8 protein-coding genes and 1 pseudogene are annotated in these 15079 nt (G+C 73.1%); 2 read left to right on the forward strand and 7 right to left on the reverse strand.

Annotation, left to right across the window (positions count from 1 at the left end):
* Positions 1-12: 12 nt before the first annotated feature.
* From sucC to RKD23_RS14790, 6 genes are all read right to left on the reverse strand, one after another.
* Positions 13-1194, reverse strand: a complete 1182-nt coding sequence (gene sucC / locus RKD23_RS14765; protein WP_404043526.1) for an ADP-forming succinate--CoA ligase subunit beta — start codon at positions 1192-1194, stop codon at positions 13-15.
* A gap of 477 nt (positions 1195-1671) precedes the next feature.
* Positions 1672-3828, reverse strand: a complete 2157-nt coding sequence (locus RKD23_RS14770) for a hypothetical protein (protein WP_424854108.1) — start codon at positions 3826-3828, stop codon at positions 1672-1674.
* 292 nt (positions 3829-4120) lie between these two features.
* Positions 4121-5086, reverse strand: coding sequence for a hypothetical protein (locus tag RKD23_RS14775; protein ID WP_424854109.1), 966 nt, complete (start codon positions 5084-5086; stop codon positions 4121-4123).
* A 262-nt stretch (positions 5087-5348) separates the two neighbouring features.
* Positions 5349-6500, reverse strand: a complete 1152-nt coding sequence (locus RKD23_RS14780) for a VWA domain-containing protein (RefSeq protein WP_424854110.1) — start codon at positions 6498-6500, stop codon at positions 5349-5351.
* Positions 6497-8917, reverse strand: a complete 2421-nt coding sequence (locus tag RKD23_RS14785) for a DUF5682 family protein (RefSeq protein WP_424854111.1) — start codon at positions 8915-8917, stop codon at positions 6497-6499. Before RKD23_RS14785 ends, RKD23_RS14780 begins: the two co-directional genes overlap by 4 nt.
* 286 nt (positions 8918-9203) lie before the next feature.
* Entirely contained in the window at positions 9204-10415 is a 1212-nt protein-coding gene (locus RKD23_RS14790; protein ID WP_424854112.1) for an ATP-binding protein, read from the reverse strand.
* A gap of 134 nt (positions 10416-10549) precedes the next feature.
* Between RKD23_RS14790 and RKD23_RS14795 the strand changes: the two are divergent.
* Positions 10550-11890, forward strand: a pseudogene (locus RKD23_RS14795) (SWIM zinc finger family protein); the annotation flags it as partial.
* A gap of 96 nt (positions 11891-11986) precedes the next feature.
* On the forward strand, positions 11987-13897 hold the full coding sequence (locus tag RKD23_RS14800; RefSeq protein ID WP_424858240.1) for a DUF5691 domain-containing protein: 1911 nt from the start codon (positions 11987-11989) through the stop codon (positions 13895-13897).
* A 336-nt stretch (positions 13898-14233) separates the two neighbouring features.
* On the opposite strand, the gene RKD23_RS14805 is transcribed toward RKD23_RS14800, so the two are convergent.
* Positions 14234-14650 carry a cobalamin B12-binding domain-containing protein gene (locus tag RKD23_RS14805; RefSeq protein ID WP_424854113.1) on the reverse strand — a complete coding sequence of 139 codons (417 nt, stop codon included), beginning with the start codon at positions 14648-14650 and terminating at the stop codon, positions 14234-14236.
* Positions 14651-15079 lie beyond the last annotated feature (429 nt).

Raw genomic sequence — 15079 nt, forward strand, 5'->3', positions numbered from 1 at the left:
CGTCCTGAGTGCTTACTTGGCGGCGTGGGCCAGCTCGGCGGCCTTGTCGGCCGCGCCGTCCATGGTGTCGACGCGCTGGACCAGCGGGTGGTTGGCGTCGGTGAGGATCTGTCGGCCCAGCTCGGCGTTGTTGCCGTCGAGGCGGACGACCAGCGGCTTGGTGACGTTCTCGCCGCGGTCCTCGAGGAGCTTCAGGGCCTGGACGATGCCGTTGGCGACCTCGTCGCAGGCGGTGATGCCGCCGAAGACGTTGACGAAGACGGACTTGACGTCCGGGTCGCCGAGGATGATCTCCAGACCGTTGGCCATGACCTGGGCGGAGGCGCCACCGCCGATGTCCAGGAAGTTGGCCGGCTTGACGTTGCCGTGGTTCTCACCGGCGTACGCGACGACGTCCAGGGTGCTCATGACGAGACCGGCGCCGTTGCCGATGATGCCGACCTCGCCCTCGAGCTTGACGTAGTTGAGGCCCTTCTCCTTGGCAGCCGCCTCGAGCGGGTTGGCGGCGGCCTTGTCGTGGAGCTCCTCGTACTCGGGGTGACGGAACTCGGCGTTGTCGTCGAGCGACACCTTGCCGTCGAGCGCGATGACCTCGCCGGAGGCGACCTTCGCGAGCGGGTTGACCTCGACGAGGAGGGCGTCCGACTTGATGAAGGTGTCCCACAGCTTGACGAGGACGTTCACGACCTTGTCGGCGACCTCGGCCGGGAACTTGGCGGCCTCGACGATCTCGCGGGCCTTGGCCTCGTCCACGCCGTCGATGGCGTCGATCGCGATCTTGGCGACGGCCTCCGGACGGGTGGCCGCCACCTCCTCGATCTCCATGCCGCCCTCGACGGAGGCGATGGAGAGGAAGGTGCGGTTGGCACGGTCGAGGAGGAAGGAGACGTAGTACTCCTCGAGGATCTCCGGGGCCGTCTCGGCGATCATCACCTTGTGGACCGTGTGGCCCTTGATGTCCATGCCGAGGATGTCCGTCGCGCGGGCGACGGCCTCGTCCGCGGAGGCGGCCAGCTTGACGCCGCCGGCCTTGCCGCGACCACCGACCTTCACCTGCGCCTTGACGACGGACTTGCCGCCCAGACGCTCGGTGATCTCGCGCGCCGCCTCAGGCGTGTCGATGACTTCACCGGCCAGCACCGGTACATCGTGCTTGGCGAAGAGGTCCCTCGCCTGGTACTCGAACAGGTCCACGCGCTTCCGTCCCTATCAGTGATCTCGCGGTTCGTTGGATGCGTGGGCGTGCCGCGAAGGGCAACGTGACGTCCGCTGTCACAAGGGAGGCGCACACGGTGTCCGAGCGCGCGGCATGTCCGTCTCGCAGGTTATCGCTGCTTTCAGGGGGCCCCTAAATCGAGGGTCACACCTGAGCGGTGATACCTGTCACATGATGCCGTGCTCACTGACACGCGGTGCCAGGTGTGAGCGGGGCCGAGGAGAGTCTCACGGGGCCGCCACGGGCTTGGTGAGGCCTCTGACCAGGCCTTCTTCCGGTGGGAGGAGGGGCCGGGCAGGGGGCAACGGGTGGTTTCGGGGACGGTGTTCGAGGGTTCGGCCGTGTGGGTGGGTAGGGGGTGCGCGTGTGTGGGTGTGGGGCCGGCCCCGCCCTCGGGCGCCGTGGTTCGCGTGGCGCCGAGGGCGAGGCCGGTGACCGGTGACCGGTGTGTCGTGTCAGACGCGGGGGTCCACGTGGGGCGCGTAGCCCGGGGTGGCGGACCCGGCGATGCCCTCGGCGCCGCCGACCGCGTGGTGGGCGAGGGGGTCCGCGCCGGTGTGGACGGTGCCGGTCAGGTCCTGGGCGAAGTACCCGGCCTGCCCGGCGACGCCGTGCGCGAACGGGTCGACCTGGCCGGTCACGCCACCCGTGAAGGGCGCGACCTCGTCCGCGACGCCGTACGCCAGCGCGGTCGTGCTGCCGCCGACGCCCCGCACGACCGGCTGCGCGGTCTGCCCGACCGTGTCGACGACCTGGTCGGCGAGGTAGGTGACCCGGTCGACGGTCGGCTGGACCGTTCCGGTCACCCCGTGCGCGAACGCCGGCACCTCTCCTGCGACGCCCCCGGCGAAGCCGTCGGCCTGGCCGACGACGCCGTACGCCAGCGGCGGTACGTCCGCGACGACGCCGCCCGCGAAGGGCCGCACCTCGCCCTGGACGCCGTACGCCAGCGTGCCCGCGTCCGCGACGGCCTGACCGGCGACGGGCACGACTCCGTGCACGACGGTGTGCGCGACGGGCGGCAGCACGGCGGCCGTGGCGTCGTGGGTGACCTGACCGGCCAGACCGGTCGCGTACGGCGGCACGTCGGCCACCACGCCCCCGGCGACGCCCCGCGCCCCGGCGACGGCCCCTCCCGCGACCGGCTGCACACCGGCGACGGCACCGCCGGCGACGCCCCGCACCTCGGCGACCGCCTGCCCGGCGACGGGCGTGACGCCGTGGACCAGCCCGTCCGCGACGGGTCGTACGTCCGCCACGACGCCGTACGCCAGCCCGGTCGCGGCGTCGACCGTGTGCGACGCGGTCGCCCCGACACCCGCCACCGCCTGCCCGGCGACGGGTACGACGCCCTGCACGGCGGTACCCGCGACCGGCCGCACGCCCTGCACCGCACCGGTCGCGACGGGCACCGCACCGTCCACGGCATGCCCGGCCACCGGCACGACCCCCCGCACGGCCGACTGCGCCACCGGGGTGACCCCGTCGACCGCCGACCCCACCACCGGCGGCACCGCGGCCGCGACGGTCTCCTGCGCGACGGCGGCGCCGGTGCCGGTCGCCTGCCGGCGGGCCGTGCCTGCGGTGGCGAGAGCCGATGCCTGGGCGGCGCCGACCGTGCGGTGGGCCTGGGCCTGGGTGTCGGTGACCGTGTCGGTCGCCTGCCGGCGGGTGCTGCCGACCGTGCCGACGACTCGCTGCTGGACGCCGTTCGCCGTGCCCGTGACGTGGGCCGGGACGTCGGCGACGGAGGCGCGGGCGGCCGTGGTGGCGGTGTTCGCGGTCGTCCCGGCCTGGCCGGTGACGTGGCCGGTGACCTGGCCGGTGACCTGCCCGGCGCGGCCCTGCGCGCCCGTGGCCGCCGTCTGCGCCGCCGGGGTCGCACCGGCCGCCGTACGGCCCGCCGTGGCGACGGTCTGCTGCGCCTTGGTCCGTACGACGCCGTCAACCTCCTGCACGTGGGCGCGAGCCGCTCCCTGCGTGCCCTGCAGGCGCGTCTGCGCGGCCGCCAGCGCCTTCTCGAGCTCGGGCGCGAAGGCCGACAGCGGGCCGAAGAGGTAGTCGATGAAACCGCCGGGCGTGTGCGGCGTCGGCACCTCGTCGCCGACCCGGTCGGCCGTGGCATCGGCCGCGCCGACACCCGACCGCGCGGCCTCGGCAACCTGCGCCGCCTTCGCCGCACGCGCCGACTGGGCCCCCTTGATGGCCTGCGCGCCCCGGACCTGCGCGGCCTTGGGGACACTCACCTCGGCGTCGACGTACCGCCGCGCCTGGTCGCTCACACTCCCGGGCGTCGCGACGGCGGTCCGCTGCACGCCCTCGACCGTGCCGGTGGCGGTGTGGGTGGCCGTGCTGGTGGCCGTGTCGGTGAGGCTGCCGGTGGCGGACTGGGTGACACCGGCGAGGGTGTCACCGGCGTCGGCCGTCGCACCCGAGACAGTGCTGGACGCGGTGTCGGACGTGCTGTCCGTGAGGTCGGTGAGGTCCGTGACGTCCGAGACGGACAGCGAGGAAGCGGGCAGTTCGTCGGCGCTGGCGACCGAGGAGCCGAGCGCCCACGCGCCGGTGACACCGGCGGCGATCACGATGGATCGGCGAATGTTCTTGTTCATGCGTACGTCAGATCCTTAAAGGACTTCCGCGGCACCGGAGCGTCAGGACTCCGGGCCCCGGAACGGCGCGAGCTCCCACGCCGGGTCGGTGACCGTCGGCCGGGCTCGCACCAGGGGACTTGGGGACATGGCGGCGCCGGATCCGAGCGCGGTCCGGGAGAGCGGACCAGCGGACGTGAGGTGATGCGGCGCGCCGGCTTCCCGTCCGGAGGCACCTGATACGGCATCCGGAACGGGCGGGCAGACCTGATCCGCCCCCGCGCGGCAGGTCTACGGGGCGGTACGGCCTGCCCTAGCCGGGGAAGACAGGGATGTCCCGGTGCCTGTCCCGAGTCCCGGGCACATCGGCCCGTACGGCGACGCCGGCCGACAGCCACAGCGACGCCCGGTCGTTCACGGTCACGGCCTGCGCATCCCCATGCCGCGGCGATCCGCTGTCCCCCGCCGACCCGTTCACCGGCCCACCGTCCACAGGCAGCGGCCCCTGCGGGCCGTCCGTGCCACGGACGGGGTGTGCTGTGGTGCCCGCCGCCCGGGAGGGGGAGCCGGTGAGACCGAGATCGGCATAGGGGCCCTGCCCCTGTCCCTGCAACGTGGCTCCGCGCTCGGTGCCGTGGTGCGCAGCATCCGCCTCGGTGGGCGCCCCGGTGAGCGCCCTGTCCAGTGCCTCGGCAGCGAAGCCCTGCGGGGCGACGGGCCACGGGGCCCCGTCCAGCTGATCGGCACCAGGCAGCGCGGAGGGAGCCGGGAGCACGGGCACCTCGTCCAGGCCGGGGAGCCCGGACTCGGGCTGCGCGCTGGGCAGCAGGGAGAGGTCGGGGAGGGCAGGCAGGCCGGTGGTGGGGGCGGACAGGGACGGGGAGGGCAGCGAGAGGGCGGGGGCGGGTGAGTCGGAGGGGTACGGCAGGGCTGGCGCGTCTTCGCTGAACCCCGCGAGGCTGTCGAGCCCGTCGAGCCCCTTGCCCGCCGACTCCGCGGCCGCGCCGATCATTCGGAGGCCCTGCTCGTCCACAGAAGCGACGGCCTGCGCCTCGCCAGGAGTCACAGGAGCGTCAGCGTCAGAGAAGACGGCATCGCCCTCGACCGCCGCCACCGAGTCAGCAGCCCCGGCCGATTCCGCCGCACTCGCCTCCCCACCCCACAGCAACCCCGCCACGAACAACCCGCCCACCAGCAGCACCACCCGCAGCGCATGCCGCCCCACCGCGGCGCGCATCACGCGCACAGCGGCACCGGGCAACACGGCTGAGCAGGTCAACAGGGGAGAGTCCTCCGGTGCGGCGGAACGAATCGCAGACAGTCGGTGCGATATCGCGGATGGTGGTGCGGCATCGCCAGGGTGGTGCGAGGTCGCGGGTGTTCGGTGCGAGGGGTGCGTGCGAGGCGGTGTCGACGAGCGGAGCTCGACGCACCGGCACGGGCCTCGATCCTTGCACGGGCCTCGATACTTGCACGGGACTCCTGAGGTTGCGCAAGCCCCGCGTTACCGATGGGTACTCATATCCGTTTTCCCTCCTCCGTCATGAGGTGTCCGGTATCGGAAGCGGGCGCTTCTCCATCGCCGCCGCTATGACCTCCGGAAACAGATCGGGCGTACAGGCGAAGGCCGGTGCGCCCAGCGCCGCCAACGCCGCCGCGTGCTCCCGGTCGTACGCCGGCGCCCCCTCGTCCGACAGCGCCAGCAACGCCACGAACTGCACCCCCGCCGCCTTCATCGCCGCGACCCGCCGCAGCATCTCGTCCCGTACGCCCCCCTCGTACAGGTCGCTGATCAGCACGACCACCGTCTCCGCAGGCCGGGTGATCTGCGACTGGCAGTACGCGAGCGCCCGGTTGATGTCCGTGCCCCCGCCGAGCTGGGTGCCGAAGAGGACGTCGACGGGGTCGTCGAGCCGATCGGTGAGGTCGGCGACCGCAGTATCGAAGACCACCAGCCGGGTGCTGATCGACCGCATGGACGCCAGCACCGCCCCGAACACCGACGCGTACACCACCGACGCCGCCATCGACCCCGACTGGTCGATACAGAGCACGATCTCCTTCCGCAGGGACTGGGACGCCCGCCCATAGCCGACAAGCCGCTCCGGCACGATCGTGTGGTGCTCGGGCAGGTAGTGCTTGAGGTTGGCCGCGATGGTGCGGTTCCAGTCGATGTCACGGTGGCGCGGCCGCTGCACCCGCGCGCTGCGGTCGAGCGCACCGGCGAGCGCGGCCCTGGTACGCGGGGCGAGCCGCCTCTCCAACTCCTCGACGACCTTGCGCACGACGGCCCGTGCCGTCTCCCTCGTCGTCTCCGGCATCGCCTTGTTGAGCGACAGCAGCGTGCCGACCAGGTGGACGTCCGGCTCGACCGCCTCCAGCATCTCCGGCTCCAGCAGCAGCGCGGACAGCCCCAGCCGGTCGATCGCGTCGCGCTGCATGACCTGCACGACCGAGGAAGGGAAGTACGTCCGGATGTCCCCGAGCCAACGCGCCACGGACGGCGCCGACGCCCCGAGCCCCGCCGCCCGCGGCTCGTCCCCCTTTCCGTAGAGCGCGGATAGCGCCCCATCCATCGCCGCGTCCCGCCCGGCGAGCGCACATCCCGTGCCGTCCGCCCCGTCCCCGCCCAGCACGAGCCGCCACCGCCGCAGCCGCTCCTGCGCCGCGGCTTCCACCGGTCCCACCGTCATCTCCTCACCTCCGCATGCTCTTCGAGCCCGGCACCCGACACCCCCGTCTCCACCCCCAACAGCAGCCGCACCACCGGAAGCGCCGCGTCGGCCCGTTCCCTGTCCAGGTCGGCCGCGAACCCCGGTGTCCCGGCTCCGATGGCCGTGGCTCCCCGCCGCTCGCCCGGCGCGCGCCGCACCAGTTCGCCGAGCGTGCGGCGAACTCCGGGCTCGTACGCCGAGAAGGTGCGCCGCAGCAGGGGCAGGACGTCGGTGAAGGCCTCCGTCGGTACTCCGCTCAGCCAGTCGTCGACCAGGGCGAGGAGTTGCTCGTCGTGGACCAGCAGCAGGCCGCCGCCGGAGCCTCCGCCCACGAAGCCCTCGATCCACGCTGCCGCGTCGGCCGGTGGTGTGCCCGGGGACAGTGCCAGCCCCATGAGCCGCGCCGCCTCCTCCTGCGCCAGCCACCCGCCGTCCAGCAGCAACCGCACGGCCCGGCCCCGGATGACCCCGGGCACACTGTCCCGGCCCGACAAGCGCCCTAGCGTCCGCTGCCAGCGGGCCCGCAACCCGGCGCGGTCCGCCGGCCCGGGTATCTCCTCGTCCGCCAGCAGGCCCACCGCTCCGTGCACGGCGTCCACATGGCGTCGCATCTCTTCGGCCGCGTCCGCGTCCAAGGCGGTGCAGGCCGGAAGCAGCCCGACGAAGATCCGTTCGGCCAATCCGACGGCGACCTCCGCGAGCGCGCCGGTGTCCGTGCCTCGCACGTCTCCGTAGCGCAGCGAACGCACCAGGGCGGGCAGGGCCTGGGCGAGGTGACCGACGTCCGTGTCCAGCGCGGCGCGGTCGGCGAGCACCCGCATCACCGCCGGAAGCGCATCGGGCAGCCCTGCCGCCAGGCACCGCTCGGCCAGTGCGGTCACGTCGGCGAGTGTCCGTGCGGCGACGGCGTCGGCCTCGGCTTTCGTGTGCGACGCGGACAGCACGGTCGTCCCCCACACGCCCGCTTCGGCGACCCGCAGCGACAACTCCGGCTCCCAGCGCAACCGCCAGGTCTCCCGGAAGGTTCCGGTGCTGCCCCGCGAGACGGCCGGTTCGCCCCAGGGCACGCCCAACAGCCGCAGCCGGTGCAGCAGTCTGCTGCGCTCGGCGTCGGTCTCCTTGCGCACATCGAGCTCCAGCTCACGCTCGGCCGCCTCCGGCTTGAGCCGCAGCCGACGCTGCTGCCGGTCCAGGTCCCGTTGCAGGGGGACCGCGGGTGCCGTGGCGGGGACGTGCCCCAGCACGTCCCCCACCACCAACCGGTCCCGGACCAGCGCGAGCGGCACGTCCGAGCCCTCGCACATCACCGCCCGCACCGCGTCGGTGGTCTCGCTCAGGCCGGGCAGCGGGCGGCCGCGCAGCGCGGCGAGTGTCTCGGCCAGCCGCACGGCCTCGATGACATGCGCCGGGGAGACGGTGCGGTCCTCGGCTCGCAGCAGCCCCGCCACCTTGGTCATCCACCGCTCCACGGGCCGGTCGGGTGCGGCGAACAGATGCCCGTACCAGCCCGGTGAGTCGATCCCCGCCCCGTACCCGCCGGCCCGCGCCAGCCTGCGGTACGTCCACGGCACCCAGGTCAGCTCGGCCTTCACCTTGGGCAGTCCCTTGAGTAGCGCCCGGTCGGCCGCGACGGTGGTCCGCAGCCGCAGCGCGGGCACATGCCACGCCCCGCACACCACGGCCACACCGTCACCGAACTCCCGATGCGCGGCGCGCACCTGGAGCCGCATGTAGGCCTCCCGCACCGGGTCCCGCTCGTGTCCCCCGGTGCCGTAGGCCTCCCGCAGTGCCCCCATGGCCTCCTCGACCGCGGCGAACGGTGCGAGCACGTCCGTGTCGCCCGGGTCGCCTCGGTGCTCGACGACGTCCTCCCACCAGCGCTCGGGGTCGTCGTAGCCGGCGATCTCGGCGAGCACGGCGAGCGGGTCGAGCCGGACGTCCCGCCCGACCGCGCTCTGTGCGTCCTCAGAGCCCTCCGTAGCCTCCACCCCCTCCGCGGTCTCGGGGATGTCGGCGCCGTCTGTGTCCTCCTCCTTTCCCCAGGCCAGCGTGTGGGTGGCGGGCAGGTCGATGAAACGGGCGGGGACCCTGTGCTCCAGGGCCCAGCGCAAGGCGATCCACTCCGGGGAGAAGTCGGCGAGCGGCCAGAAGGCCGAGCGGCCCGGCTCGTCCACGGCGTGGGCGAGGAGCGCCACTGGCGGACGCATGTCCGGGTCGGCGGCCAGCGGCACGAGCGCGTCGGCCTCGGGCGGTCCTTCGATCAGCACGACACCGGGCCGCACCTCGTCGAGCGCCACCCGCACGGCTCGCGCCGACCCCGGTCCGTGATGCCGCACCCCGAGCAGCACGGGCCCGGCACCGGCACGTCCCCTCACGTCTCCGTCAACTCCCGTCACTTCACACCTCCTTCGCTTCACTTACAGCTCGCACCGTTCTCGACTCCGCCCGCCACCCCGGGCCTCACGCCGTCCCGCTCCCGGCGCACGCAGCGTCACTCATAAAGAGGCCCTGACCCCCTCATTTCGTTGCCTCTCACTCCGTTCCGCTCACGCGCTGTGACATTCGACGGCCCCGGTCACCGCGGCCAAGCCGTGTCGTCGTCATCGGAGTTCACGTGCGCGGGCATCAGTACCGCGGCCGTGCGGCTCTTGCTGGCCTGGCCCCAGATCGAGGTGTTGTTCTTCACGCCGTCACCTCCCGGCAGGCGCGGTAGAAGTCCGTCCAGCCGTCCCGCTCACGCACCACCGTCTCCAGGTACTCCTGCCAGACGACCCGGTCGGCCGCCGGATCGCGGAGGACGGCGCCGAGGATGCCGGCGGCGACATCGCCCGGCCGCAGCACGCCGTCGCCGAAGTGAGCGGCCAGCGCCAGGCCGCTGGTGACGACGGAGATCGCCTCAGCCGTCGAGAGGGTGCCGCTGGGCGACTTCACCTTCGTACGGCCGTCGGACGTGACCCCGTCACGCAGTTCGCGGAAGACCGTCACCACGCGGCGGATCTCGTCGATCCCGTCGGGCACCGCCGGCAGGTCCAGGGAACGGCCTATCTGGTCGACGCGCCGCGAGACGATGTCGACCTCCGCCTCCACACTCTCGGGCAGCGGCAGCACCACCGTGTTGAAGCGGCGGCGCAGCGCGCTGGACAGGTCGTTGACCCCGCGATCACGGTCGTTGGCGGTGGCGATCAGGTTGAAGCCGCGAACGGCCTGCACCTCCTGGCCCAGCTCGGGTATCGGCAGGGTCTTCTCCGAAAGGATCGTGATCAGCGAGTCCTGCACGTCGGCAGGTATGCGGGTCAGCTCCTCGACCCGGGCCGTCATGCCCTCCGCCATCGCCCGCATGACGGGGCTGGGCACGAGGGCGTCACGGCTGGGTCCTTGCGCGAGGAGCTGCGCGTAGTTCCACCCGTAGCGGATGGCCTCCTCCGGAGTGCCCGCGGTGCCCTGCACGAGCAGGGTCGAGTCACCGCTGACCGCCGCGGCCAGATGCTCGGACACCCAGGTCTTCGCGGTGCCGGGGACTCCGAGGAGCAGCAGGGCGCGGTCGGTGGCGAGTGTGGTGACGGCGACCTCGACGATACGGCGCGGCCCCACGTACTTCGGTGTGATCACGGTGCCGTCGGGCAGGGTGCCGCCGAGCAGATACAGGGACACCGCCCACGGCGACAGCTTCCAGCGGGCCGGGCGCGGCCGGTCGTCGTGCGCGGCCAGCATGGCGAGTTCATCGGCGAAGGCGTGCTCGGCGTGCGGCCGCAGCGCCTCCGAGCCGACCTCGACGTCGGTCGCTCGGTCGGTGTTCGTCGGGTCGGTGGAGTTCGTTGGATCCGTGGTCGTCGGATCGGCGGTCGTCAGATCGGTCGTCGGATCGTCGGGCTTCGTTTCGATGGACACGGACATGGCTGAGTGCCCCCTCCAGCTCGGCCGGTTCGGATCTGACTCCACCGTGCACCACGCCACTGACAATGCGTTCCGACCTGCGCAAACGACCTCGCCGGACCCGATTGTCAGTGGGGGGATCTACCTTCGATGACATGACACAGCAGGGGGTGCGCTGGACCGCGGACCAGGTGCTGGCACTGGCGCCTGACGCCGCGTCACGTGATGCGGGAAGCAGGCTCGGTGCGGCCGGGCCGTGGTCCGAGACGGGTTCCGACGAGGGGGCGGTGTGGGGGCTGTGCATAGGCAGCGGCAGTCGGCCGTACCGCACGGCCGTCGACCTCGCGAACTCCTCGGGCCCGGCGTACACGTGCAGTTGCGCGAGCCGGAAGTTCCCGTGCAAACACGCGCTCGGGCTGCTGTTGCTGTGGGCGGACGGAGCCGGCAGAGGCGCGGTGCCGCCGGGGCAGGCACCGGAGTGGGCGGAGCAGTGGATAGAGGGGAGAAGGGGCAACGGGCGAGAGGAGAAGTCAGGGCCCGGTCACGGCACTTCGGGCGGGCCGTCCTCCGATTCGGAGGCGGCGGCGCGGCGCAGGGCGGAGCGACGGGCCGAGCGCATCACGGCAGGGGTCACGGAGTTGGAACAGCGCCTCACGGACCTGCTCCGCGGCGGCCTGGCCACGGTGGAACAGACGGGATACGGCCTGTGGGAGGAGACCGCGGCCCGCATGGTCGATGCACAGGCCCCAGGTCTGGCGGCGAGAGTAAGGGAGTTGGGGGCCACGGCGTCCTCCGGTCCGGGCTGGCCCGTGCGCCTGCTGGAGGAGTGCGCTCTGCTGCACCTTCTAGGCCAGGGCTGGTTGCACCGGGAGCACCTGCCTCCAAGACTGGCGGCCACCGTCCGCACCCGCGTCGGACTGCCCGCTGCCCCTGAGGGACCGCCGGTGCGGGACCGCTGGCTGGTCCTCGCCCAGTACGACACAGCGGACTCGAAACTGACAACGCGCCGGATATGGCTGTACGGCGCCGACTCCGGCCGTACGACTCTGCTCCTCTCTTACGGCGCCGCCGGCCGGGCTCCGGAGCTGGCCCTGCCGGTGGGCCTGGTGCTGGACGCGGAGGTGTCCGCGTACCCGGCGAGCCTGCGTGGCGCGCTCGGAGAGAGGTTCGCGCCACCGGAGCCCACGGCGATACGGCCGCCGGGTGTGACGGTGACGCGTGCCGTCGCACAGTACGGCGAGGCGCTACGGGACGATCCGTGGCTGGAGTCGGTCCCGGTGACACTCGACGGGGTCGTGCCCACACCGGACGGCGACTCCTGGCAGCTGGCCGACGCCACCGAGGACGCGGCGCTGCCGCTCACCCCTGCCGCCCGCACCCGGCCCGGCCTGTGGCGGCTGGTGTCCCTGTCGGGCGGTGCGCCGGTGAAGGTCTTCGGCGAGTGCGGCCACCGCGGCTTCACGCCGCTGACCGCCTGCGCCGACGGGGACGGCGACGAGGACAGGGACGGGCGGACCCATACCTCTGTACTGACCAGCCGATTCCCACACTCCAAAACGATCCGAAGCCCACGCCCCGAAAGGAAGCAGCCGATGACCAGGCCATCCGCCTCCGCGGAAGCGCCCGACCAGGGCGTCTGGGAGCAACTCGTCACCGCGGCCCTGCTCGGCACGGACCGACGCACACCATCCGTCGCGCTAGCCCCTGACCTGCGCACACCACCCGTCGCGCTCGCCCCTGACGGGCACACGCAGCCCGCCGGACCTGACACCGGCCCGCACACACCACCTGCCGGGCCCGACACCGGCCTCCGCACACCACCTCCCGAACCCGGTACCGGCATCCGCACACCACCTCCCGGACTCGACGCGATTCCACGCCCGTCGCCCATGGCGGCCGACACTCCACCCGCCGGCCCCGGCGCAATCCACGGCACAGCACCCGACGCCCCCAGGCCCCGTCGGCAGGCTCCCGCACCCGTGGCGCTCCTGGACGCGGCCGCACAGGAGACCGTACGGCGGCGGGCCGGGCTGCGGGCGGGGCGGGTCGCGCGGCGGCTGGAGCCGGCGCCGAGGGATCCGCGACCGGCGTTGCCCGCGGCGGCGGCACGCCGTCTCGCGGCGCTGCTGGCGGACCGGCCCGGGGTGGCGGGAGGCGGACGTCGAGGCACAGCGCCGGACCTCATGGAACTGCTCCCGCAGTGGCTGGCCACGGCGAACGCCCGTGGATACGCGCCACCCCCGGAGCTGCTGCCCGCCCTGCTGGACGCGGCACGGGGGCGTACGGATCTGCGGCCTGCGACCCTCACCTTCGCGGGTCGGCGTGCCCTGTGGCTGGCCCGGCTCAACCCGGACTGGCGGTTCGCTCTGCGGGCCACGCCCGGAGGCGGGGCCGCGCTGCCCCGCCTCGACGACACAGACGGGGTCCGGCGGCTGTGGCAGGAGGGACTGTTCGCCGAGCGGGTCGCGCTGCTCGCGGCGATACGGTCCCGGGAGCCTGCCGCCGCGCGCGAGCTGCTCGCGTCGACCTGGGCGGTGGAGCGGGCCGAGGACCGCCTGATGTTCCTGGACTCGCTGCGTGTGAGGCTGAGTCCGCGGGACGAGCCGTTCCTGGAGCAGGCGCTGGGCGACCGCAGCCGCAATGTGCGCGCCACGGCGGCGGAGTTGCTGTCGGCACTGCCGGAGTCGGCGCTCGCCGCACGGATGGCGGTACGGGCCGCGGCATGCGTGGCCCTGGACCACACGCTGCAGTCACCGACGATCAGCGTGGAGGCGCCTTACGAGTGCGACCCGGGCATGGAGCGGGACGGCGTCCTGGCCAACGCTCCGGCGGGACGGGGCGAACGGTCCTGGTGGCTGGGCCAGTTGGTGGAGGCTGCACCGCTCGACACCTGGCCGGGACGGCTCGGCAGGCGCACGCCCCAGGAGATCGTGGCGTTGCCCGTCGCGGACGACTGGCAGGGGGAGCTGCACGCGGCCTGGTGCCGGGCGGCGGTGCGACAGCGGGACCCGGCCTGGTCACGGGCGCTGCTCGGCCCACCGTCCGCTCCAGAAGCAGGTGGGCCGGGCGCGGTGTCGCTGGCGGAGCGGGCCAAGCTGCTGGGCACGCTGGACGCCGACGAACGGGCCGACTGGGTGGCCGGGTTCATCGCGACGCACGGACTGTCCGAGGCGTTTCAGCTGCTCGGTGTATGTGCGGTGCCGTGGGCTCCGCCCTTGGGGCAGGCCGTGGTGGACGCGCTCAACATCGCGCGGGACGCCGGGAGTTATCCGTGGAGCTTCAGCGGCGTCATGGGCCTCGCCGAGCGCTGCCTGGACCCGGCGGAGGCACGCCGTCTCGACGGCCTGCTGGCGATACCCGAGGAACCGGAGGACGCCTCACCGGGCGCCGGCGGCTACTGGGCAGAGGCCTTCCAGCGCCTGGTCTCCACCCTGCGCCTGCGCGCGGCGATGACGGAGGAACTGGGGGCCACGACGAGCGAGGGTCCCACCCAGGAACCGTAGGCACCACGGCCAGGCCCCGCCCGACCAGCCACCCACGCCCGAGCCACCGAGCCACCGAGCCACCGAGCCACCGAGCCACGAACGACCGCCCGGGCCCGCCGCCCCACTCAGGGAACCCCAGACCGAAGGCGAACCCACCCGCCCCGACGACAACCCCACCGACCCGAGCACACGCAAAGGAACCACGCGCGCCTATCAGCCCAAAAAGAACAGGCCCGAGAAATCCAGACCCGAAAGCCCAAGCCCCCAAGAGCCCGACCCCGCCCCCGGAAGAGCCCGACCGGCCCGACCAGTCAAACCCCGCCGAGCCAGAGGCCCCGCTCCCCCGCCGGAGGCCTACGCCTCGGCCGGCTGCCGCACGTTCGCCCGGACCCAGTCCACGATCGACGCGGTCGTGGCGCCCGGGGTGAAGATCTCCGCGACGCCCTTCTCCTTCAGCGGCGCGATGTCCGCCTCGGGGATGATGCCGCCGCCGAAGACCAGGATGTCCTCGGCGTCACGCTGCCGGAGCAGCTCGATCACGGCGGCGAAGAGCGTGTTGTGGGCGCCCGAGAGGATGGACAGCCCGATCGCGTCGGCGTCCTCCTGGATCGCGGTGTCGACGATCTGCTCGGGGGTCTGGTGAAGGCCGGTGTAGATGACCTCCATACCGGCGTCGCGCAGCGCCCGCGCGATCACCTTGGCCCCGCGATCGTGGCCGTCGAGCCCCGGCTTGGCCACCACCACGCGGATCGGACCGGCTGCCACACCCATCACTGCCTCCATGAAGCGACTTCATCCATCCGTACCGACAAGTACCGCACACATCAGACACCCCGTACATGTGACGCAGGTCACATACACCCTGGGTGGGTGCCGCACTCGCCCCGCCCCCGGCCGGGGGCGGCGCCGTCACGGCACGGACGCCCCGGACCACACGGAAACCGGGGAAGTGAACGAACGTTATCGCCAGCATCCCGCACCCGGCAGTTTCACGGAGGAGAGGGAGGGGGAAATCACACGTGGGACACGTTCGCCGCGCACCGTTCCGAGTCTTCGCGGCCCTCGCGCCGCGACATCCCGCGGCCGGGGCTCCCCGCGTCGAGGCGGAGCAAGCGCAAGGGAAGCCGCACCGGGGCCGCCGCGACCGGCGGCGGACCTCATCACCTCACCGGCGCCTTCCGCGCCACCCACCACCACTTC

Source organism: Streptomyces sp. SAI-170 (genome assembly GCF_049739565.1).
GTDB lineage: Bacteria > Actinomycetota > Actinomycetes > Streptomycetales > Streptomycetaceae > Streptomyces.

What these genes read in the sequence shown, in the direction of transcription:
- RKD23_RS14770 (WP_424854108.1), bottom strand. Translation starts at nt 3,828, where the DNA reads ATGAACAAGAACATTCGCCGATCCATCGTGATCGCCGCCGGTGTCACC.
- RKD23_RS14780 (WP_424854110.1), bottom strand. Translation starts at nt 6,500, where the DNA reads ATGACGGTGGGACCGGTGGAAGCCGCGGCGCAGGAGCGGCTGCGGCGG.
- RKD23_RS14790 (WP_424854112.1), bottom strand. Translation starts at nt 10,415, where the DNA reads ATGTCCGTGTCCATCGAAACGAAGCCCGACGATCCGACGACCGATCTG.
- RKD23_RS14800 (WP_424858240.1), top strand. Translation starts at nt 11,987, where the DNA reads ATGACCAGGCCATCCGCCTCCGCGGAAGCGCCCGACCAGGGCGTCTGG.
- RKD23_RS14805 (WP_424854113.1), bottom strand. Translation starts at nt 14,650, where the DNA reads ATGGGTGTGGCAGCCGGTCCGATCCGCGTGGTGGTGGCCAAGCCGGGG.